The organism is Desulforhopalus glucosivorans (assembly GCF_054397165.1).
Map to the genome: position 1 here is coordinate 1,543,329 of NZ_AP044854.1, position 21,668 is coordinate 1,564,996.

General features: G+C 42.3%; 17 protein-coding genes. 9 read left to right on the forward strand and 8 right to left on the reverse strand.

All coding sequences use genetic code 11. From position 1 onward, the window contains the following. Positions 1 to 14: 14 nt before the first annotated feature. The 4 genes from ACX6CI_RS06610 to ispH all read left to right on the forward strand — a co-directional run bounded on the left by ACX6CI_RS06610 (position 15) and on the right by ispH (position 3,597). On the forward strand, positions 15 to 557 hold the full coding sequence (locus tag ACX6CI_RS06610; protein WP_458777374.1) for a TRAP transporter small permease: 543 nt from the start codon (positions 15 to 17) through the stop codon (positions 555 to 557). Next, entirely contained in the window at positions 554 to 1,954 is a 1,401-nt protein-coding gene (locus ACX6CI_RS06615; RefSeq protein ID WP_458777375.1) for a TRAP transporter large permease, read from the forward strand. Before ACX6CI_RS06610 ends, ACX6CI_RS06615 begins: the two co-directional genes overlap by 4 nt. A 192-nt stretch (positions 1,955 to 2,146) precedes the next feature. Continuing rightward, complete coding sequence (locus ACX6CI_RS06620; RefSeq protein WP_458777376.1) at positions 2,147 to 2,635, forward strand: universal stress protein; 489 nt, start codon at positions 2,147 to 2,149, stop codon at positions 2,633 to 2,635. A 17-nt stretch (positions 2,636 to 2,652) separates the two neighbouring features. Next, positions 2,653 to 3,597 carry a 4-hydroxy-3-methylbut-2-enyl diphosphate reductase gene (gene ispH / locus ACX6CI_RS06625; RefSeq protein ID WP_458777377.1) on the forward strand — a complete coding sequence of 315 codons (945 nt, stop codon included), beginning with the start codon at positions 2,653 to 2,655 and terminating at the stop codon, positions 3,595 to 3,597. Positions 3,598 to 3,698: 101 nt separating this feature from the next. Here the strand turns inward: ispH and ACX6CI_RS06630 are convergent, their stop codons facing one another. After that, on the reverse strand, positions 3,699 to 4,922 hold the full coding sequence (locus ACX6CI_RS06630) for an LL-diaminopimelate aminotransferase (protein ID WP_458777378.1): 1,224 nt from the start codon (positions 4,920 to 4,922) through the stop codon (positions 3,699 to 3,701). A gap of 149 nt (positions 4,923 to 5,071) precedes the next feature. Here ACX6CI_RS06630 and pepN point away from each other — a divergent pair, with 149 nt between their 5' ends. Next, complete coding sequence (gene pepN, locus ACX6CI_RS06635) at positions 5,072 to 7,690, forward strand: aminopeptidase N (RefSeq protein ID WP_458777379.1); 2,619 nt, start codon at positions 5,072 to 5,074, stop codon at positions 7,688 to 7,690. A 3-nt stretch (positions 7,691 to 7,693) separates the two neighbouring features. On the opposite strand, the gene ACX6CI_RS06640 is transcribed toward pepN, so the two are convergent. From ACX6CI_RS06640 to ACX6CI_RS06660, 5 genes are all read right to left on the reverse strand, one after another. Then, the gene (locus tag ACX6CI_RS06640) at positions 7,694 to 7,963 is read right to left on the reverse strand and encodes a hypothetical protein (protein WP_458777380.1); all 270 of its coding nucleotides are present in this window, start codon (positions 7,961 to 7,963) and stop codon (positions 7,694 to 7,696) included. Positions 7,964 to 7,981: 18 nt separating this feature from the next. Further along, complete coding sequence (locus ACX6CI_RS06645; protein WP_458777381.1) at positions 7,982 to 9,019, reverse strand: NAD(P)/FAD-dependent oxidoreductase; 1,038 nt, start codon at positions 9,017 to 9,019, stop codon at positions 7,982 to 7,984. 188 nt (positions 9,020 to 9,207) lie between these two features. After that, positions 9,208 to 9,963, reverse strand: a complete 756-nt coding sequence (locus tag ACX6CI_RS06650; RefSeq protein WP_458777382.1) for a succinate dehydrogenase/fumarate reductase iron-sulfur subunit — start codon at positions 9,961 to 9,963, stop codon at positions 9,208 to 9,210. 66 nt (positions 9,964 to 10,029) lie between these two features. Then, positions 10,030 to 11,958: a fumarate reductase/succinate dehydrogenase flavoprotein subunit gene (locus ACX6CI_RS06655; protein WP_458777383.1), complete on the reverse strand. Its 1,929-nt coding sequence runs from the start codon at positions 11,956 to 11,958 to the stop codon at positions 10,030 to 10,032. A 72-nt stretch (positions 11,959 to 12,030) separates the two neighbouring features. Then, the gene (locus tag ACX6CI_RS06660; RefSeq protein WP_458777384.1) at positions 12,031 to 12,678 is read right to left on the reverse strand and encodes a succinate dehydrogenase cytochrome b subunit; all 648 of its coding nucleotides are present in this window, start codon (positions 12,676 to 12,678) and stop codon (positions 12,031 to 12,033) included. 191 nt (positions 12,679 to 12,869) lie between these two features. Between ACX6CI_RS06660 and ACX6CI_RS06665 the strand changes: the two genes are divergently transcribed. Continuing rightward, a complete protein-coding gene (locus ACX6CI_RS06665; RefSeq protein ID WP_458777385.1) occupies positions 12,870 to 13,529 on the forward strand; it encodes an HAD family hydrolase in 660 nt (219 codons plus the stop codon). Then, positions 13,510 to 15,123 (forward strand): DUF445 family protein, encoded by a 1,614-nt coding sequence (locus ACX6CI_RS06670; RefSeq protein WP_458777386.1) that lies wholly within the window; start codon positions 13,510 to 13,512, stop codon positions 15,121 to 15,123. The genes ACX6CI_RS06665 and ACX6CI_RS06670 overlap by 20 nt, the downstream gene beginning before the upstream one ends. A 481-nt stretch (positions 15,124 to 15,604) precedes the next feature. Here the strand turns inward: ACX6CI_RS06670 and ACX6CI_RS06675 are convergent, their stop codons facing one another. Beyond that, complete coding sequence (locus tag ACX6CI_RS06675; protein ID WP_458777387.1) at positions 15,605 to 17,629, reverse strand: CocE/NonD family hydrolase; 2,025 nt, start codon at positions 17,627 to 17,629, stop codon at positions 15,605 to 15,607. 14 nt (positions 17,630 to 17,643) lie between these two features. After that, the gene (locus ACX6CI_RS06680; RefSeq protein ID WP_458777388.1) at positions 17,644 to 18,924 is read right to left on the reverse strand and encodes an ATP-grasp domain-containing protein; all 1,281 of its coding nucleotides are present in this window, start codon (positions 18,922 to 18,924) and stop codon (positions 17,644 to 17,646) included. Between the two features lie 577 nt (positions 18,925 to 19,501). Between ACX6CI_RS06680 and ACX6CI_RS06685 the strand changes: the two genes are divergently transcribed. Continuing rightward, the gene (locus ACX6CI_RS06685; RefSeq protein WP_458777389.1) at positions 19,502 to 20,095 is read left to right on the forward strand and encodes a pentapeptide repeat-containing protein; all 594 of its coding nucleotides are present in this window, start codon (positions 19,502 to 19,504) and stop codon (positions 20,093 to 20,095) included. A gap of 109 nt (positions 20,096 to 20,204) precedes the next feature. After that, complete coding sequence (gene hisC, locus ACX6CI_RS06690) at positions 20,205 to 21,296, forward strand: histidinol-phosphate transaminase (RefSeq protein ID WP_458777390.1); 1,092 nt, start codon at positions 20,205 to 20,207, stop codon at positions 21,294 to 21,296. Positions 21,297 to 21,668: the final 372 nt, after the last annotated feature.

Genomic DNA, 21,668 nt, shown 5'->3' on the forward strand with positions numbered 1-21,668 from the left:
GTAAGAGGTACAATATGTTTATGCGCATCATGAACCGCACGGAAGAAGCGGTAATATGCATTTTGCTAGTTCTAACAACTCTTATTGTTTTTTTAGATGTGGTAATGCGTTTTGGTTTTAACACTGGTTTTATGTGGTCGCAGGAACTTACTCTTCATATGTCAGCATGGTTTGTGCTGTTTGGTGCGTCCTATGGCTTAAAGGTAGGATCACACATTGGTATGGATGCTTTTATTAAGCTCTTTCCACGAACTGCAAGAAGATGTTTGAGCAGTATTGCTGCTATTCTTGCAATCGTATATTGCAGTCTCATTTTTTATGGGAGCTGGATTTATTTAAAAAAGATGAAAATGATCGGAATTGACCTTGAAGATCTCCCAATACCAACATGGATTGCCCATGGCATGCTGTTATTTGGTTTTGGTTTTTTAATTATACGTCTGCTCATAATTCTCTGGTCCATAATAACAGACAAGGCGGATGGGTTTAAACATGCAGATGAGGCCAAAGAAAGTATGGCGTTAGCTGAAGAAATTGAAGCGGAGGAGGCATTATGACAACTGCAGCTCTATTTATACTCCTCTTTGGCTGTATGATGCTGGGAATGCCAATTGCACTTGCATTGGGGCTTTCCAGTATTGGCACTATCCTGATGTTCTCAAATGATTCCCTTGCTTCTATTGCATTAAAGTTATTTGAAGCTCTTTCAGAACATTACACGCTTTTAGCAATCCCATTTTTTATCCTTTCATCCACCTTTTTATCAACAGGTGGCGTTGCAAAAAGAATTATTAGATTCGCTCTAAGCCTTGTTGGCCATATTCGTGGCGGTATTGCCATGGCGTCAGTTATCGCCTGTATGATCTTTGCTGCTGTCTCCGGGTCATCTCCTGCGACAGTTGCAGCCATCGGATCCATTGTTATCGTTGGTATGGTTAAGGCCGGTTATCCTGAAGAATTCGCTGCTGGTGTTATTGGTAACGCAGGAACTTTAGGAATTCTTATTCCACCTTCAATTGTTATGCTGGTATATGCAGCTGCAACGGAGGTTTCTGCTGCACGGATGTTTATGGCAGGCTTTATACCTGGGCTTATGATGGGCCTTATGCTCATGATCGTCATTTATTTTGTTGCTCGTTATAAAAAGATACCGAGTCAACCATGGGCAGGATTTGGAGAAATTATAGTCTCCGGGGTAAGTGCCACAGGCGGCTTGATGCTTATTGTAATAGTCCTGGGATCCATCTATGGTGGTATAGCCAGTCCTACAGAGGCTGCTGCTGTTTCTGCTGTTTATGCGTTTTTTGTCGCGGTCTATGGATACAGAGACATGGGGCCTCTCAAAGAGATTCCCTGGAAAGTAGATGGTGAAGGTGTCGGCGGTATGATTATTCGTAATACTAAACACGTCATTTTTACCTTACCGCGCATTATTACGGATAAAGAGATTAATAAGGTTGTGCTTGATGCCTCTAAAGTAAGCATTATGCTACTTTTTATTATTGCCAATGCAATGCTTTTTGCGCATGTACTGACCACAGAGCGTATTCCTCATCACATAGCAGAGCTTATTGTGTCATGGGGCCTTTCTCCGTGGATGTTTCTTGTTGTAGTTAACCTGCTGCTTCTTGCTGCAGGAAACTTCATGGAACCTTCAGCTATCCTGCTTATTATGGCACCGATTCTTTTTCCAATTGCCGTTAAGCTTGGAATCGATCCAATTCATCTGGGTATTATTATGGTGGTGAATATGGAAATTGGAATGCTGACACCTCCGGTTGGTTTAAACCTTTTTGTAATCTCTGGTGTGACAGGGCATTCTATAGGTTGGGCAATTAAGGCCTGTGTGCCTTGGCTTCTTGTATTACTCACCTTCCTTGTTATTATCACCTATGTACCGCAGGTATCTTTGTTCTTGCCTGAGCTTCTCGATAAGTTACAAGGCTTTAATTAAAAATTATAAAACATTTTTTTTTAGGCGATCTCTCAATGGTAATTAAGCCATTGGCAGATCGCCTTTTTTTGTTTGCATTCTCTATAAAATGGTTATATTCATGCCGCTCCTTTTAAGATAAAGGAAAAGCACTATTGTATAAATTAACCTTCAAGATAACTTGGGGGATCATGAATATATGGAGAAGCAGTTATGGAGAATACACCAGTTATTAAAACTATACTCTACACATCTGATCTGGGTGGCGGGACTAAACCAGTATTTTTACACGCACTTGCCATGGCAAAACATTATAAGGCCGAGATTGTTATGGTCCATGTTGTTGAACCAATGAGTGATTCTGCAAAAGCAGTTATTCGTTCATATCTTGCAAAAGATGTAACCAATGACGTTCAAAAAGATGTGATGAAGGGTACTCTTTCCAGGATGAAGAAGCGTTTAAAAGGCTTTTATAAGGCCGAGGGTATGGATAAGGATTACTCCAAGCTTGTTAAGAAAGTTCATGTAATTGCAGGAAAACCCAGTGAAGAAATCCTTCGCCTGGCTGAAAAAGAAAAAGCTGACATGATTGTCATGGGTAAATCCACCAGGAAGGTCCGGGGAATTAGGGTTATGGGATCTACTGCACGCCGTGTAAGTCGGATGTCAAAGGTTCCTGTTCTTGTGGTACCAAATTTCTAAAGTATTAAAGCTCTTTAATGGTGAGTGATGTGTCTGACATAACAAAAGTGTATTTAGCTTCACCACGGGGCTTTTGTGCTGGAGTGGAAAGGGCGATAGAGACCGTCAAGCTGAGTTTAAATAAGTATGGTAAGCCTGTCTATGTTCTGCATGAGATTGTTCATAATAAGCATGTCATTGATGAGTTAAAAGACTTGGGCGCTGTTTTCGTTGAGCATCTTGCAGATGTACCTTGTGGTGAGGTGTGTGTTTTCAGCGCCCATGGTGTTGCATTGGGGGTCGAGTCCTATGCAAAAGAATTAGGTTTGCGCACTATTGATGCAACCTGTCCTCTTGTGACCAGTGTTCATCGTATGGTTGAACAATTCCATGACAATGGTGTGGAAGTTCTCATTGTCGGCCACCATAATCATCCAGAGGTTGAAGGAACGGCAGGGCGGGTTCCAAATGGGGTTCAGATAGTCGAAACTGAGGGCGAAGCAAAACTGGTTCCTGTAAAAGATCCCGGAAAGGTGGGTTATGTCACCCAGACCACCCTTTGTAAAAGTGATGTAGAAGGCATAATTACTATTCTTCGTAGTCGTTTTCCTGGTATTCAAGGGCCTCGCTCAAACATTTGTTTTGCAACGCAGAATCGTCAGGATGCTGTACGGATACTTGCTGAAAAATCTGAGCTGATTTTTGTTGTGGGTTCTAAAAACAGTTCAAACTCTAATCGCCTCAAAGAGGTCGCAAGGTCCTGCAACGTTGAGGCGTATCTTATCGATGATTTTGAAGATATTGATGAGACGTGGCTGGAGGGTGTGACGAAAATAGGAATTACAGCTGGGGCTTCAGCGCCTGAACGACTTGTTGACGGTGTTGTGGCATGGCTTGAGACAATAAGGGAAATAGATGTACAGCAGTTAGATGGAGCTGAAGAAAATATTCACTTTAAGCCCGCGGCTATTTCCGCAAACTAAGTTTTTATACTGACAAAAGTTCCTGTCTGTTTTCTCGATTACAGCTATTGTTTTTTAGGGCATCTCAACCTTTTGGCTGGATGCCCCAAAATAAACAGGGGTTAAGACAGGGCTTTTGTGAGGCGCTCCATTGCTTCTTGTACCTTTTCATGGCTGTTGAATGCCGATATTCTGATGTACCCCTCTCCGCATTTACCAAAACCCGCACCAGGTGTGCAGACAACTCCGGCTTTATTGAGCAGCATGTCAAAAAATTCCCAGGAATTCATATTGCCCTCAATCCAGATGTATGGGGAATTATCTCCACCCACATAGGTGTAACCAAGAGCATCCATTGTTTTGCAAATTGTGGCTGCGTTCTCCATGTAGTAGTCAATAAGTGCCTGACACTCAGCTTTTCCTTCATCGCTATAAACGGCCTCAGCGGCACGCTGGACCGGATAAGAGACACCGTTGAATTTGGTGCAGTGTCGTCTGTTCCATAGTGCATGGAGAGAATGTGAGTTACCATTTTTGTCATATGCCATACACTCTTTAGGAACAACAGTAAACGCACATCTGGTACCGGTAAAACCGGCATTTTTTGAAAAGCTTCTAAATTCGATGGCCACTTCTTTTGCACCTTCAATCTCGTAGATAGATTTGGGCAAATTTTCATCATGGATAAATGCTTCATAGGCCGCATCAAATAAGATAAGGGCCTTGTTAGCCTTGGCGTAATCTACCCAAAGTTTAAGGTCTGCCTTGGATATTACTGAGCCAGTTGGATTGTTGGGAAAGCAGAGGTATATAAGATCAACTTTTTCCGTAGGAAGAGAAGGAACAAAGTTGTTTTCTTTAGTTGAATCAAGATAAACAATACCTTTGTATCTGCCATCCTCAAAAGAGCCGGTACGTCCAGCCATAACGTTGGTATCAAGGTATACGGGATATACAGGGTCTGGTATGGCTATGGTTATATCCTCAGAAAAAAGTTCCTGAATATTTCCTGAGTCACATTTAGCTCCGTCACTGACAAAAATTTCATCCGCCTGTATCTTCGCACCCCTTGACTGGAAATCATTTACAGCGATTGCTTCTCGTAGGAATTCATAACCCTGTTCAGGGCCATAACCACGAAAGGAGCTGTCCTCAGCCATTTCATCAACAGCCTTATGGAATGCTTTGATAGCTGCAGGAGTAAGGCCTTTTGTAACATCACCAATACCAAGCTTGATAACATCCATATCCGGGTTGTTTTCCTGGAAACTTGAAACGCGTTTGGCAATATCAGAGAACAGGTACGATGCTTGTAACTTTAAGTAATTGTCATTGATTGTAATCATTTAAATCTTTCTCAGTTGTATTTTAGATAAAAGGAGTTAGGTTCTTTTTCGTATAATTATTCAAAATTTGAACTGTAATTATAAGGGAATGATTGGTGCTGTCAACCCGCTTCTCTTATTCAACTTCGTCTGGATAAATGTGAATAGATATGAAAATTGATCAGCCTGTAGCTATATTTCGGAAAGACTATACTCCGTTTCCCTTTAATGTAGATTCCTTAGAACTTGATTTTCAACTCTACGATGATAGGACAATTGTGAAAGCCACAACTGTTTATCGGGCAGTTGGAGGTGGAACTGGTGATGATAAGGATCTCTACCTATATGGTGAAGAGTTAGTATTGCTATCTATATTAGTAGATGGGAAAGAGTTGGGTGATGGGGCATATTCAAAGGATGACAAGGGGCTCACAATACAATCGCCTGGGCAATCGTTTACCCTGGAAATTGAAACAGAAATTTATCCTGAGAAGAACAGCTCCCTTGAAGGTCTGTATCGATCCAGTGGAAATTATTGTACCCAGTGTGAGGCGGAAGGTTTTCGTAAGATTACGTACTATCCAGATCGACCCGATGTCTTGACACAGTTTACAACGCGAATTGAGGCTGACAAGGTGCAGTGCCCGGTGATGTTGTCTAATGGTAATCTAATTGATAGTGGAGAGACTGCGGATGGCAGGCACTTTGCTGTGTGGCAGGATCCATTTGATAAACCCAGTTATCTGTTTGCACTGGTTGCAGGACAACTCGTAAGCCTCGATGATCGCTTTAAGACATGTTCAGGCAGAGAGGTTGAGCTTAAAATATTTGTAGAAGAAAAGAACGCAGATAAATGTGCCCACGCGATGGAGTCCCTTAAAAAGTCCATGAAATGGGATGAAGATGTGTTTGGTCTTGAATATGATTTAGATATATTCATGATTGTGGCTGTGGACGATTTTAATATGGGGGCCATGGAGAATAAGGGGCTCAATGTATTTAATTCAAAATATGTAATGTCCACTCCCGAGAGTGCAACCGATCAGGATTATTTGGGAATTGAAGGGGTTATTGGGCATGAGTATTTCCATAACTGGACAGGAAACCGTGTGACATGCAGGGATTGGTTTCAGCTGAGTTTAAAGGAGGGTTTAACTGTCTTTCGTGATCAGGAGTTTTCTTCTGACATGAACTCAAGGGCAGTTCAACGAATAGATGATGTTCGTATCCTTAGAAACGTTCAGTTCCGTGAAGATGGTGGCCCTATGGCACATCCGGTTCGACCTGATAGCTTTGTGGAAATAAATAATTTTTACACAGCAACTGTCTACAATAAGGGTGCTGAGGTCATCAGGATGATGCACACACTGATTGGTAAAGACGCCTTTAGAAAAGGGATGGATCTTTACTTTGAAAGACATGACGGCCAGGCTGTTACCTGCGATGATTTTGTACTGGCCATGGAAAGTGCTTCTGGTGTTGATTTAGAGCAGTTCCGGCACTGGTATTCCCAGGCAGGTACGCCACTGTTACAGGTGACAACTCATTGGGATAAAGAATCCTTAGAATTCACAGTAACTCTTAAGCAGTCTTGTGAGCCGACCCCAAGACAAGATGTTAAATTACCATTTCATATTCCCGTTAAAATCGGGCTACTTGGAAGCGGAGGAAATGAACTTATAGTTGAGCAGATCCTGGAGCTAAAAGACGCGGAGCAACATTTCGTATTTAAAGATATAACGGAAAAACCAGTACTTTCGTTTTTAAGGGATTTCTCTGCACCTGTGCGTGTAAAACCTTTTCAATCTGACGAAGAGCTTTCCTTTCTGATGGCAAATGACTCTAATCTGTTTAACAGGTGGGATAGTGCGACCCAGCTTTCTTCTAAGATTATTCTAAGAGTGGTGGAGCAGTTGAAAAATGGGGAGCCACCAAAGATTGATAATTTTTACCTTGATGCGATTGAACAAACTCTATCATCTGTAATGGATGATAAAGATCTCACTGCTCTGGCTCTTCAACTCCCAACAGAGACGACTCTAGCTCAAGAAATGGAGGTGATTTATCCAAAACATCTCCATGATGCAAGAACCTTTGTAAAGCGAAGTATTGCTGAAAAGTGTCACGGGCAATTGACAACGCTTTACAACGAAAATCAAAGTAGGGGAGATTATAGTATAGCACCAGAGGCAAAAGGGCGGAGAAGTTTAAGAAACCTGTGCCTTTCCTATCTTATGGCTCCACAGCCTTCTTCTGGTGACGTTTTGGCTCTTTGCAGGTCTCAATACGATAATGCTACGAATATGACCGATGCTATTGCAGCGATTGCCTTGCTTGTAAATGGTGATAATGAGGGGCGGACAGAGGTATTACAGGACTTCTATGATAAGTGGAAGGAGGACGCGTTGGTTTTAGATAAGTGGTTTGCTATACAGGCCCTGTCTGAAACGCCTGATGTACTTGCTGAGGTTCGATCACTAATGGAGCACCCAGCATTCTCAATTAAAAATCCTAATAAGGTTCGCTCACTTGTTGGAACCTTTTGTAGTGGAAACCATGCAGCCTTTCATAATGAAAATGGTGAAGGGTACAGGTTTTTATCAGCTCAGATTATAGCTTTGAATAAAATTAATCCCCAGATTGCAGCCAGACTGTTATCTCCAATGATTAATTGGAAGCGTTACGAGCCAAAACTTAAAGGTCTAATGGAAAAAGAGTTGAATTTTATCCTGAAACAAAAGGATTTGTCTCAGGATGTGCTTGAAATTGTGACAAACTCACTGGCTTAAAAATTATCTTTTATGGCAGAATAAACACCTGAACTTTGGTGGATGTCCCTCTTGTAACGGGGCATCCCCTTCAGGGCCGTGGCAATCGAGACAGGTTGTTTCTGCCTGTTTTTTACTTTTGATGAGAAAGAATGGAGCATGGATGTCATCGTGTGGAAGAAAGGATGTGGTTTCTTCTGGCGCCCGTAGTAAAAAGACGAGTATACCGACACATAGTGTGGCAAATATCACGTTAAGGATTAAGTTTTTTCTTTTGGGGGTAACTGGTTGCATTGGTGCCTTCATATAGAATTAATGTGCCATTTCAGCAGCACGAAAATCGATGATGTTCTTTTTTAATGCATAACAGATAACTTCTGAAAGACAAGTGGAAATTGCCGGGTGGGTTCTTACAATTTTTGCCATTCGTCTATGGATAGAATGATTTTTGAGGAGTCTTTTCATTTCCCGTTTTGCGCTTTGGGGCGTCTTGTTACAGATCTCCCTTCCGACTGCTTCCCCTGAAATAATTGCAGGGTAAATACCTTCTCCGGTAAGGGCTGATGCAAGGCCTGCTGCATCCCCAACAAGAAAGGTCTTCCCGTATTGATAGCCCCTGTAATCGTAATTTATCCGCTCTGCTGTTAACTTACTTTCGGTTAGGATTAGTTTACGTTCATCCGCCCACCTATGTAGAGAGGCTTTAAGGTCGATAGCTGATATCGATTTTGAGTCTGCATAGGCTCCAATGGAGGCCTGGGTTTTGTGAGGGAATATCCAGGAATATCCACTGCCAAATAAACTGCTGTTAAGGTGCCACTCCATTTTTGAAAAATCCCCATCAACCATATAATTGATTCCTACACCAAAGTCTTGAACCGGTAGTTTGAGGTGTTTTCGAACGGTAGAAGACGAGCCATCAGCACCAACGAGAATCTTAAAGGTGACTGTCTCTGACAGCCCAGCCTTTTTGTCTAAAAATGTGAGGGCTGAATCGGAAATTGATGTTACCTGACAACTGGGGCGTACAGCGGCACCTGACGACTCAGCATTGTTAAGCATCAAAGTACCCAGGGTCGTCCTATTGACTGTAGCTATAATTGGATTGTTTTCAGAAACAGTGAATGTCTGTTTTTTGCTGTAGATATACTGAGTTTTAAAGCTTTTTTCAGAAATGTCTTTAAGTTTTGTGACAAGGCCATTCCAGGTAATTCCACCTGCACAGATCTTGGGGCCAATGGATGGTTTTTGCTCAAGAACAAGGGTTTTAAGGCCCTGGGCGGCTGTGATACGTGCACATGCGAGTCCTGCGGGTCCGGCACCAACTATAACAACATCATAAGAGAGCATTGGACATTTTAAAAAAGGGTGAAAGGGTTGCTGCGAAATGAGTTAGCAGTAGTAAAAAAATCTGATTGGCTGGCGAGAAACAATAATTAAAGCTTACTAAGCAAAGACTGATATAACAAAAAAACCTGTACCCTGCAAACAAAGGCAGGGTACAGGTTAAAAATTACGGAAGTTGTGACTTTAAGACCTTAGCCTTCGGTTAAGGCTGCCATCAGATACTCTTTGTTGAGACGAGCGATATTTCGAATGGAGATACCCTTAGGGCAGACAGCCTCACATTCTTTTGCATTTGTACAGTTACCAAAACCTTCTATGTCCATCTGCTCAACCATTGCAAGTGCTCTTTGTTTTCTCTCTATCTGGCCCTGGGGAAGGAGGGCAAGCTGAGATATCTTCGCACTGGTAAAGAGCATGGCTGCACCATTTGGACAACTGGCAACACAAGCTCCGCAACCGATACAGGCGGCTGCATCCATTGCGAGCTCTGCATCGTGTGAAGAGATGGGGATACTGTTTCCGTCAACCGTGCCCCCAGTATTAACTGAAACATATCCTCCCGATTGGATTATACGATCAAGGGCAGAACGGTCCACGAGCAGATCCTTTTTCACTGGATACGCACGTGATCTGAAGGGTTCAATTACTATGGTATCACCATCCTCAAAATGTCTCATATGAAGCTGACAGAGGGTGACTTCCTTTTCAGGTCCATGGGCTACTCCATCAATTACTGCTCCGCACATTCCACAAATACCCTCACGGCAATCATGGTCAAAAGCAACGGGATCTTTACCTTCTACGGTCAGTTTTTCATTTAGCACGTCAAGCATTTCAAGAAATGACATGTCGGTGTTGACACCGTCAAGAGTGTAGTCCTCAAGTTTTCCAAGTGCGTCACTGTTTTCTTGTCGCCAGATTTTTAACGTCAGGTTAATGCTGCTCATGTTGTATATACCTTAAGAGTTCAATTTAAATTCTCTATGCTCAACTCATAACGCAGAGTGGTCATTTTATTTATAGCTACGCTGAGAAGGAGTGACGTTCTCAAAAGCAAGCGGTTCAGTGTGAAGGTTTGGCTCTTTGTCTTCACCTAGATATTCCCAGACAGATACGTGGGAGTAGTTTGCATCATCCCGCTTGGCTTCATTTTCTTCTGTTTGGCTTTCTTCACGGAGATGACATCCACATGACTCTTCACGGGTGAGCGCGTCTCGAATCATAATTTCCGCAAATTCGAGAAAATCAGCTAAGCGTCCAGCTCTTTCAAGGGATTGATTAATCTCTTTAGCATCGCCAGGTATGTATACATAGTCCCAAAATTTTTGTTTAATCGCAGGAAGCTCCTCAAGGGCCTTTTCAAGGTCAGCCTTGTTGCGGGCCATTCCACAATTATCCCACATCAGCTTCCCGAGTTCCTTGTGGATCTCGTCAACTGTAAACTTGCCGGCAGGTCCACCTGCACTGTTTTTTAGAAGCTTTGCGATTCTGTCTTCCACCGAACGTTTAGAATCAATAAAGTCCTGTTCGTGTCCGCTCACCGTCTCAAGCTTGTTTGATCCCAAATAGTGTGCAATGGATGTGGCTATTACAAAATATCCATCTGCAAGACCTTGCATCAGTGCGCTTGCACCAAGACGGTTGGCTCCATGATCAGAGAAGTTACATTCACCAATGGCAAAAAGGCCAGGTATGTTTGTCATAAGATCATAATCAACCCAAAGTCCGCCCATTGTGTAATGGACAGCAGGATAGATCATCATTGGCTCTTTCATGGGATCACTGTCTGTGATCTTTTCATACATCTGAAAAAGGTTGCCGTATTTTTTATAAATAGTCTCTTCACCGTCGCGCTTAATTGCATCGGCAAAATCCAGATAGACAGCAAGGTTGGTACTACCAACCCCTTTACCAAGATCACACTGCTCTTTAGCATTACGTGATGCTACATCCCTGGGTACAAGGTTACCAAAACTAGGATATTTATTTTCCAGATAATAATCTCTTTCATCTTCAGGTATCTCTGCAGGAGGCCTTTTATCTCCAACCTTCTTAGGTACCCAGACCCGGCCATCATTTCTAAGACTCTCACTCATAAGAGTAAGTTTTGACTGATAATCGCCATGCACAGGAATACAGGTAGGGTGGATCTGTACAAAGGATGGATTGGCAAAACCGGCACCTTTTTTATGCACCCGCCATGCGGCTGTGACATTTGATGCCATTGCGTTGGTTGAGAGGAAATAGACATTGCCGTAACCTCCAGTTGCAAGAATTACTACATCTGCAACATGGCTTTCTATTTCGCCGCTCATAATATTCCGGGTCGTAATTCCCCGGGCTTTTCCATCAACGACAACAACATCCATCATCTCCCGGCGGTTAAACATCTCAACTCCGCCAGCGTGGATTTGCCTGGATAATGCACCATACGCTCCCAGTAGCAATTGCTGTCCGGTTTGTCCACGGGCGTAAAATGTTCTTGAAACCTGAGCACCACCAAAAGATCTATTAGCAAGAGTACCACCATACTCACGTGCAAATGGTACTCCCTGGGCCACACATTGGTCGATGATTTCGGTGCTGACCTGTGCCAGACGATATACATTTGCCTCTCTCGCTCTAAAATCGCCACCTTTGATGGTATCATAAAAAAGTCGAAAGACTGAATCCCCATCATTCTGATAATTTTTAGCGGCATTAATTCCACCTTGGGCTGCAATGGAGTGAGCTCGCCGTGGGCTATCCTGGATACAGAAGGCCTTGACCTTGTAACCTTGTTCGGAGAGGGTGGCTGCAGCAGAGGCTCCGGCAAGGCCTGTGCCTACCACAATTGCTGAATACTTACGTCTGTTAGCAGGGTTAACGAGCTTATTGGAGAATTTGTGATTATCCCATTTCTTTTCCAGAGGGCCCTCTGGTACGCGTGCATTTAGTTCCATATTAAAAACCTTAATTAGTTTCTATATAATATTTTATCTGTCGAAGTCGTCGTTTACAGTGTCGGTGGTCAACTAATAATTAGCGCCGAGCCCAGTCATAAAATAAAAGGCAATACCTGCAAAAATTAACAGAAAAAACAGCGGAATTCCTAGGGTCAACCTGGAAATTAACGTATTGTATCGAGGGTGATTGATTCCAAACGTTTGCAGCATACTCCAAAAGCCGTGGCTTAAGTGGATGGTAAGTGCAACAAATGCAACTATATAAAAAAGTGAGTAGAAGAAATTACCCAGTAATTCTTTTACTGTAACGGATATTTCCACATCTTTTGGGGAAAAGGTAAACCCTGCAATATGAACAAGAAGGAACAGAAAAATGAAAATACCTGTGTATGGCATGGTCTCAGAGGCAAAGGAATTTTCCACAACTCGAGTTGTAACCTGGTAACGAGAGTTGCTGACTTTGCGGTTTTCGTAGAACAGGTAGAGTCCGACTGCAATATGTACGAGGAAAACAACAAGAAGACAAAGACTAAAAACGAGGACAATAAGAGGATGGCTATGCAGCTCATCAGCATAGCTTTGAAAAACTTCACTGCTCATGAAAATTGTCGCGTTTCCAGCGACATGGGTCATGAGAAACAGAACTAACAGCAACCCTGTGGTTGCCATAATAAGTTTCTTGCCAATGGAAGATCCTAAAAACCTGACAAACCACATAAGTACACCTCGGTGAAATTTTATGAGTTAATGTAAGTTACAAAGTACTCTGATAATATAAAATAATTTTAAAAATGAAAGTAAAAATTTGGTTTTTTAGTGGTAGGTGGTGAAACAACGTTACTATTTGACGTGTAATTTGCATGAATGCAATAGTTAAAGTACTGTTATAATAAAGGAATGTAAAACAAATGAAGATATCATCAATAATATTTGACCTTGACGGAACTCTTCTTGATACTATAGGTGGCCTCACTGATACGACCAACTTTGTGATGAAAGAGTTTAATTTTCCGCAACATTCAATTGAAACGTGCAAACAGTTCATTGGCAACGGTATGAGAATACTCATTGAGAGGGCCGCCCCGGCTAATACTTCTTCAGAGTGCATCGATGATTGTTGTAGAGCCTTTAAAGAATATTATAGTAGGACGTGGAAGGATAAATGTTGCCCTTACGACGGTATTAATGCTATGTTAGCCGGCCTGCAAAAATGGGCTATACCGCTTGCAGTTCTTTCCAATAAACCCCATCAGTTTACGCAGCTTTTTGTGGAAGAATTTTTCCCTGAAGATATGTTTGCAATGGTTTATGGGCAACGTGATGGGTTCGATAAAAAACCCGAACCGGGAGTTGCATTAGAGATTGCAAAGAATTTTGGAATGAATACTGATACTATGCTCTTTGTGGGAGATTCAGGTGTAGATATTCAGACTGGCAAAAATGCTGGTATGAAAACCGCAGGAGTAAGTTGGGGCTTTCGTCCCAGGCAAGAACTAATCGAAAATAAACCGGATTTACTACTTAATCATCCTCTAGAATTATTAGATCATGGCATATTTACCCGTTGAACTGCTTCCATATACTAAATATATAGCACCTCCTGTTGTGGGTGCTTTTATTGGTTATCTTACCAATCGCGTTGCTATTAAGATGTTGTTCAGACCTCTTAAACCTTGGAAAATTGGAGGTCTCCGTCTTCCAATGACCCCTGGGGTGATTCCATCAAAACGGCATGAACTCGCTCAGAATATGGGCGAGGTAGTTGGCGATCACCTCCTCACGAGTGAAGAAATTGGAAAAGGTCTGCAGCAGGAGGCTTTTCAGGGCCATCTTTATAATGTCATTGACGGACGGGTAAAAGGCATTCTAGAAAAGGACCTGGGATGTATAACTGAAATAGTGCCTGAGAAGTTTTCAGCATACATCGATATGGGGTCGAGGGCCATAACCTATCAACTTAAAGGGCAGCTTCGTAAGTTTATTGATTCGGACCAATTTGAAACGATAATTGGTGAGGCTGTTGGTGAGCGCTTAGATATCTTTCTAGATAAAGAGATTGGTCTTGTATTGCCGGGGGATAAAAGAGAAACGGCCTACGGTTTTATCGAAGAAAACATAGAACGAATGTTTGCCAGTGAACCCATGGAACAGTGGGTGGAAGATTTTGTACACCAGAAGGTGTATGCAGTTCTGCAACAAGAGAAATCACTTTCAGAAGTGGTTCCTGACTCTGTTCAAACATTACTGCTGGATACAATAGAAAAACAGATCCCTTCATTTTTGAAAAAAATTGCAACCATAGTGAGTGAACCTTCTGTCAGAGACAGGGTGGTTGCAGGGGCCTGCGCAGGTGTCGATAAATTTATCGAATCCCTTGGCTCAATGGCTGATATGGTGCGTGGCTTTATGCGCATGGAAACTGTTGAGGAAAAAATACGTGAGTATCTTGTTGAGAAAAACGATGACATTGTTGCCTGGTTACAGTCCGAGGAGGTACAGGAGCGTGTTGTTGTCATTTTACGTGAAAGAAGTCAGGACTTTATAAATAAACCCATAGTCAATTGGGTAAAAGCTGAAGATGAAGACGTGGTTCAGGATTTTTGTAATCAGCTTAGCCAGCAGATATTACTTCTAATACGGGGGCAAGAAGTTTCCACGGTGCTTACCTCTATGATTAAGTCAAATGTTGAAGATCATATAGACTCAGGAGATCTTCCTACAAGAGTTGTTCTTAATAAACTCCTAGGCAGTGAAAGTGCTGAAGGAGCACAGAAGTGGTTGATTCAGGAAATTCGAGTGATTTTACAATCAGAGAATACCAAAACAACCATAGATGCTATGATAGATTCCCTTGCCAATGGCTTGTTGCATAAAAGAATGGGAAGACTCGCTAATTACATACCAGGTGGAGTAAGAGAAGGTGTCTCAAAATCCTTTCAGCGTATCGCCTCTGAGGTTTTGGCTTCCGAGGTTCCAGGCCTCGTTCATTCACTAAATATTAGAAAGATAGTAATAGAGAAAATCAACTCACTTGATCTGCTTAAACTGGAAGGGTTACTCCTTTCCATAATGGAAGAGCAGTTTAAATATATTAATCTGTTTGGTGCATTGCTTGGTTTTGCTCTTGGTTGTTTGAATCTGATATTTTTGTATGGTAGCTGATCACAAAACAATCAGAAATTTATTCCTAACTTGTATAAATCATTTCACAATGGGCTTAGGCAGACAAATTATACGGCACATGCTAGCTGCCTTCGCTGAGCGCAGACCAGCAGGATTTAGAAGTAGTGCTGATAAGGAATTTTGCCCAAAGTGTGACGAGCTTGTGAGAAAGTATTCTCTACTGGAAGCACCAGAGGAGTACAAGGGCGAGAAATGGTGTTTCGATTGTATCAATGACTATTACGATAATGAGAAGCGCTACTAAGCTAACCCCTGTAAACAGGATAAGTACCTCGAACACCCCACTATGTTCACTATCTGCCTGTAGGTTTAACCTTTAGACTTCAAAGGCAATTTCTGAGTTATTCGGAGTCTACTCTACCTGTTATTTAACAACAGGCTTTCAGGATTAAGGCACTTAAACCAGAGTAGTATTACACATGGTACTACCGTGGTATTGGAGCTCTGAATGAGGGTTTAATTACACCATATCCCTCGGGATTGTATAATCCCAGTTCTGTGAATAGACTCGCTTGTCGCCTTCATAGGCATCGAGTTCCGCCTGTAGAAAAAAACTGGTGGCAGAAGAAGTCAGGACAGTTCGAGTAATGGTCCGTACCGACCATGATCCCCTTTTAAACTCCCGCTCCCATAGAGTTTCTCCTTTAACCGAGTTGAAATCATCACCTTGGGAGGTATACCATTCCTGGGCTTTCCTACAGATGGTTAAATCGATTTCTTTGAAATACTGGCAGCCTGAGTCGTTGACAACTTCAAGCTTTGAAATATCCGCGGCTAAATCTCGGATAACCTGCCAATTGTAATAATCTGGTCGGATTATTTTTGGTCGAATTGGTGGTGCCGCTTCAGCAGATTTAAATTTTCGTAACCGTTTATCTTCAGCTTGTGGCTCACGTGTAGGCAGTAATAGTCGACTTTTCCCAGTGTGTAGCATAACAGCCGCTGATTCTGGTGCTGTCCAGGCCATTGGCCAGTATGATGTTGAGATAGCAACTCGCAGACGATTTCCTGCGGGTATTACCTGGGCAGCATAGTTAAGCTTTATACGCACCAGATACCGTTTACCAGAAACCAGTGGCTCTGGATGCTCATGGCTGTCACGGTGGGTAAGATTGAGCAGCCCATAGGTAAACCGCGTTGCCTTGTTGTCCGGACCAATGTCAGAAAGTCGTACAGCAAGCATCGCCACAGGTTTATTTGTCTCAATATCCAGTTCTACTTCTGGTGCGCCAAAGATTTCCAAAGGTTTTTCAAATGGTATGGTGTCGTAAATTCTTGCTCCGCCATCTTCTAAACGTTGATCGTATGGCATATCAGGAGCAGATGTGTATGAGCACCACTTGCCTGCAAAAAGTCCAGTTCCCAAGGGGGACTGAAGTTTACAACACTCAGTACCTGTTTTCTCACCTGCATTAACGAGCACACGACTCGCGCCAAGCAGATATTCTTTTTGTTTGATTTTTGTGGATGGCCAGGAACTTTCAGCAACCCACCTGCCTGGGCGGTTATCGTAACGTGTTGTAGGGGGAACACTATCCTGCATCCATACGCGAAGCATGGGTTCGTCCATTACGCCTGTATCTATATCTTTAAGCCATGTATCCCACCAGCGAACGGCCTCTTGCAGAAAACCTATTGCAGGTCCTGGTTTACCAAGGTGGGGGTATTTATGTCCCCATGGTCCTATCAACCCTTTGCGAGGGACACTGAGGCCAGCAAGTAGGCGAAAAACGGCATTTGAATAGCCGTCAGCCCAACCACTAACTGCCATAACAGGACATTGAATGGCGTTGAAATCTTCACAAATAGAACCGTGTTTCCAGTAACTATCCCTTCGCTGGTGTCTGAGCCATTTCTCAAGCCAGAGGCCGCTCCCCTTTAATCGGTCAAACCAGAGGTCCCTCCACTTGTCTCCAGTAATTTCAGGATCGGGTGGACACGAATTATAACTAAACATTGTAGATGCCCAGGAGAGATTATCTCCGAGCAGGCAGCCACCCATCTGATGAACGTCGTCGGCAAAACGATCGTCTGTTGAAGATGCGGTGATTATGGCTTTAAGCTGAGGGGGGCGTCGAGCCGCTAATTGTAAGCCATTAAATCCTCCCCATGAAATACCCATAATACCAACTTTGCCATTACACCAGCTCTGTTCTTCAAGCCATTGCAGGATTGAAATACCATCATCTAACTCCGATTGAAGATATTCATCCTCTAGTATTCCTTCGGAGTCACCGCTTCCTCGTATATCGACGCGTACACCAGCATAACCGTGCCCGGCAAAGTAGGTATAAATTTCGGTGTCGCGACTACGCATTGAATCACGTTTGCGGTAGGGAATATATTCAAGTATCGCAGGAACCGGTTCAAGAACTGAGGATTCAGGGAGCCAAAGGCTGGCTGCTAACTTTACTCCGTCGGACATGGTGATCCAGACATTTTCATGATGCACAACCTTGTGTTCAAAGTTTCGTATAATTTTCATTGTGGGATCCCATTTTATTCGATTATAAACGGCAACATAGACAAGGCAGCATTGTAGTTATCCAACAGCTGTTTATGGCTTGCAGCTCCCATGAACAGATCAGCAATGTCATAGCTGTAACTATCCTGATCGCGGAGATCTGAAAGGCGCATGCCGGCTTTTATACTCACAATCACCTCTGTTCCCGGGAATATATGTTTAACCCGCTGCAAATCTTTTTTTTCAGGAATTTTTTTAACCAGCCCATCTTCATAGCGTCGTAGCATAAATTTAGCAGCGACTTGAAACTGGCCCATTCTACTCGGAAAATCAGGTCGCCTTCCTAAGGCAAGATCAAGCATTACTGCGTGGTGGTATTCACCATCCACCATCTTAAAAAGAGGAACATGTGACTTTGATATACGTGTGTTGACCTCTAGTAGGGATATATGATCCAGATCCTCATTCCAGTAGAATTCTATGTTAAAAGGGGCGTTGTTATACTCTGTTCTGGATAGGAACTTTCTGGTAATGATCTCCATGCGATCTAACACCTGAGGTGGTAGGGCGGAAGGGTATTGATATCGCGTGAAACTTGTCTGCAGGCGCCCTCCACGGACTGAATCGACAGCCCCATAGATATGCACATCCCCATTAAAAACATAACCTTCAAGTGTGCATTGGTGTCCTTTTGAGATCAAGCTTTCAGCTATACAGTAATAGCCATCAATTTCTTTGATTTCTGGGGGGAGGTCAGCGAAATTGAGTATGTGATTAAATGGAGAGGCGTAGCGTTCGATATTTTTGCGTGTTGTTTCTAGTGCAGTTCTGAACGACTCAGGATCTGTAATTAAAAATCCCAGATGGGAGAGTACCGACTTAACGGGTTTTAACCAGAAGGGGTAGGGGATATGGCATTGTTTAATTGCATTATTGCTAAACGGATTGATTGCAGTAAATGTGGGAATGTGGTGCGGTACGCTTTCTGCCTGAACGAGACGGCTCCATAACTTATGCTCACATTTTAATACGGATTCCAGAGTAGGACCATCGAGTCCAGCTATTTTTCTGACCAATGGCAGAACAGTACTTACAGGGAAATCCCAATAACCGACGATAGCATCAATAGTACCCGTAAAAGAATCAAATGTTTGCTGAGAATGTTCAAGAAACTTTTTAACAGGAAATGTATCACCGCACTTTATCTCTTCGTAGGACATTAGCGGATGAAAACAATAGTGTTCAGCTTGCTTTAACGATGTTAGCTGGGCTAAATGAAAATCATCCAACCCGGCAACAAAAACATTTTTCACCATAATAATTTTCCACTGTAGTTATCTGTTGTAACTGAACCAGACCACAAATGAACAATAAGGCAATTATGGAACTGAAGAATTTTCAAGGAACATGAAAAAAAGTCGTTATTAAAGAATATCAAAAGATGTCGCGACAAACAAGGGAAGGAGGCTGCTGTGTAGTGTGATTAGGGGGAGAAACACGCACATCAATGACAGTCAATATGGTCTTGTAACTGCTCACGCCATTTTTTTGTACCATGTGAGCCTTTTGCAAAAATAGGCTTTTCGTTCAAGATTGAGGCCTGTGATACATTTTACCACAGGCATATAGTTAATATTGCGAGGATAAAATTTTGAACAAAACGAAATGATTGGACGCAAAGGCACTTTTGCAAGTGGCCCATGTGTCTGTGTATTATTTTTTCAATATACCGTGTCTTTTTTGTATGTGTCTTCGGAGGTTCCAGATTGCAGATATATTGTGTTCGTAGTAAAAACATCATCTTGGTATAAGCTAAGGAAAAGCGGCAGTTTCAGGCTTAGTAAAAATATTTTTCACGTTCTACGAGTTGTATCTCACTACAACGTGATATAAATGGAAAAAGAAATGGATTTTCTCAATATAAAATTCTTTGAGGATGAGTGCTTTTCATCAATGAAGTTGCATGAAGAACAGGCCTTGAAGGGGATTGAGTTTAGCGACTGCATGTTTGTGAGTTGTAAGTTTTCTAAAGCCATATTTTTTGATTGTAGGTTTGAAAATTGTACGTTTCAGAATTGTGATTTAAGTTCAATTACGATCAAGCATACAGTCTTTGACGATGTAGCCTTTGAAGATTCAAAATTAACAGGTATTCAGTGGGCTGATGCTGGTATTCCTTTACATGTGAAATTTAAGCAATGTTCACTTAATTACTGTAGTTTTATTGGTGTTGATTTAAGAAGAACAATGATGAACAAATGCGCGATCAAAGAGGCTGATTTCAGTGAAGCGAATTTGTCATATTCCAACTGTAGATATTCGGATTTTGCAGGGACACGCTTTGTAAACACCAATTTAGAGTATACAGATCTGTCTTATGCATCAAATTATTCTATTCACCCGGATGGCAATAAACTTAAGAAAACAGTCTTTTCTTCCCCTGAAGTTCTGTCTCTTCTGGATGTTTATGATATTGTAATTAAATAACAATTCCAGTAAGTAGCTGAGGGCCGAGTGTCTGGAAAATCTCTCAAGGTGCAGGGAATGTAGAGTACGAGATGTACGAATTATTAGTCGAAAATTTCAGGATATCACTATGAATACAATAGAGTCACTTTTTAAAGACGGGGTCATGGAAATGGCAACGTATAGTCCCATTGAGCCACCGGATCAAATTGCCTTGCGTCTAGGCATGCCAGAATCGGAAATTATTAAACTGGATGCAAATGAGAACCCCTATGGTGTAGCTCCTGAGGTTCTTGATGCGTTGGGAAGAGCAAAATACCTGTCCATTTATCCTGATCCTGCACAAAAAGCTATCAGACATTCTATTGGTGAGTATGTAGGCTGTACTGCAGAGAACATTGTTGCTGGAGCGGGTGCAGATGAACTGATCGATTTGATCTGCAGGTTGGTGCTTAATCCCGGTGATAAGGTTCTGACTTTTACTCCCACTTTTTCCTATTACAAACACGTAGTAGAATTAAATGGCGGGGAATTGGTGGATGTAGAGCGGGATGCGGATTACTCAATCAACCAGGGCGGACTGTCAGGGCTTAACCTGGATAAAATCAAGATAGTTCTGCTCTGTTCGCCAAATAACCCGCCAGGTAATATGCTTGAGGAGGAGGTCTTGGACTTCTTTCTCGACAAAGATATGCTGGTTGTCGTTGATGAGGCCTATTATGAATTTTCCAGGTCCACCTTTGCTGATCGTATAGCTCAACACAATAACCTTATTGTGCTTCGTACATTTTCAAAATGTTTTGGTCTAGCCGGGCTTCGTGTGGGGTACGGAATTATGTCCTCAGTACTCCAGGAAGCAATCATGAAAATCAAGCCACCATACAGCGTAAATATGGCAGCTGAAGTTGCCTTAAAAGTTTGTATGGAGCAAAAGGAAATATTTGCAGACCAGGTTGATGCGATGATTACCACGCGTGACTTCGTAACTCAAGAACTTCAAAAACTTGATGAACTTGAAGTGTATCCATCGAGTTCCAACTTCATCCTGATGAGAATAAAGAGTGCCAGTGCAAAAGAGTTGCGGGATGCGATGGAGCAAAAAGGAATTTTACTTCGTTATTTTAATACTCCACAGCTTAAAAACCACCTGCGGGTCTCTGTCGGGACCAGGGAGCAGATGGATGTTTTTTTGAGTGAATTCGTCAGCTTGCTAAAGAGTTGATTGCTGTAGTTGAATAAGGTTTCACAATGCGCATGTTGTCGGAGCACAATAAAGTTTGACCAGAACTATTTTGATTGTGCCGTGATATTCGCACTGTTGCCTAACACACCTCAATGAAGAAATTTAAAATACTATCTTTTCTGAAAACAGCTGCAAATGGAGCAACTTTTCGAGTATTGAGAGCCGGAAACTATCTTTGGATACCCTTAACCTTGCAATTGCTCCATTTCTGAGTAAATTCTATGAAACTGGTAGAATACATGATGTACTATTAATTAATTTCTCGTGGTAAAATGGTGACACTTTATCCACCTCTCTTTCTCACAGTATTTCTGGTTTATCCTGCAATAAATTTATAGGAAAACACTATTG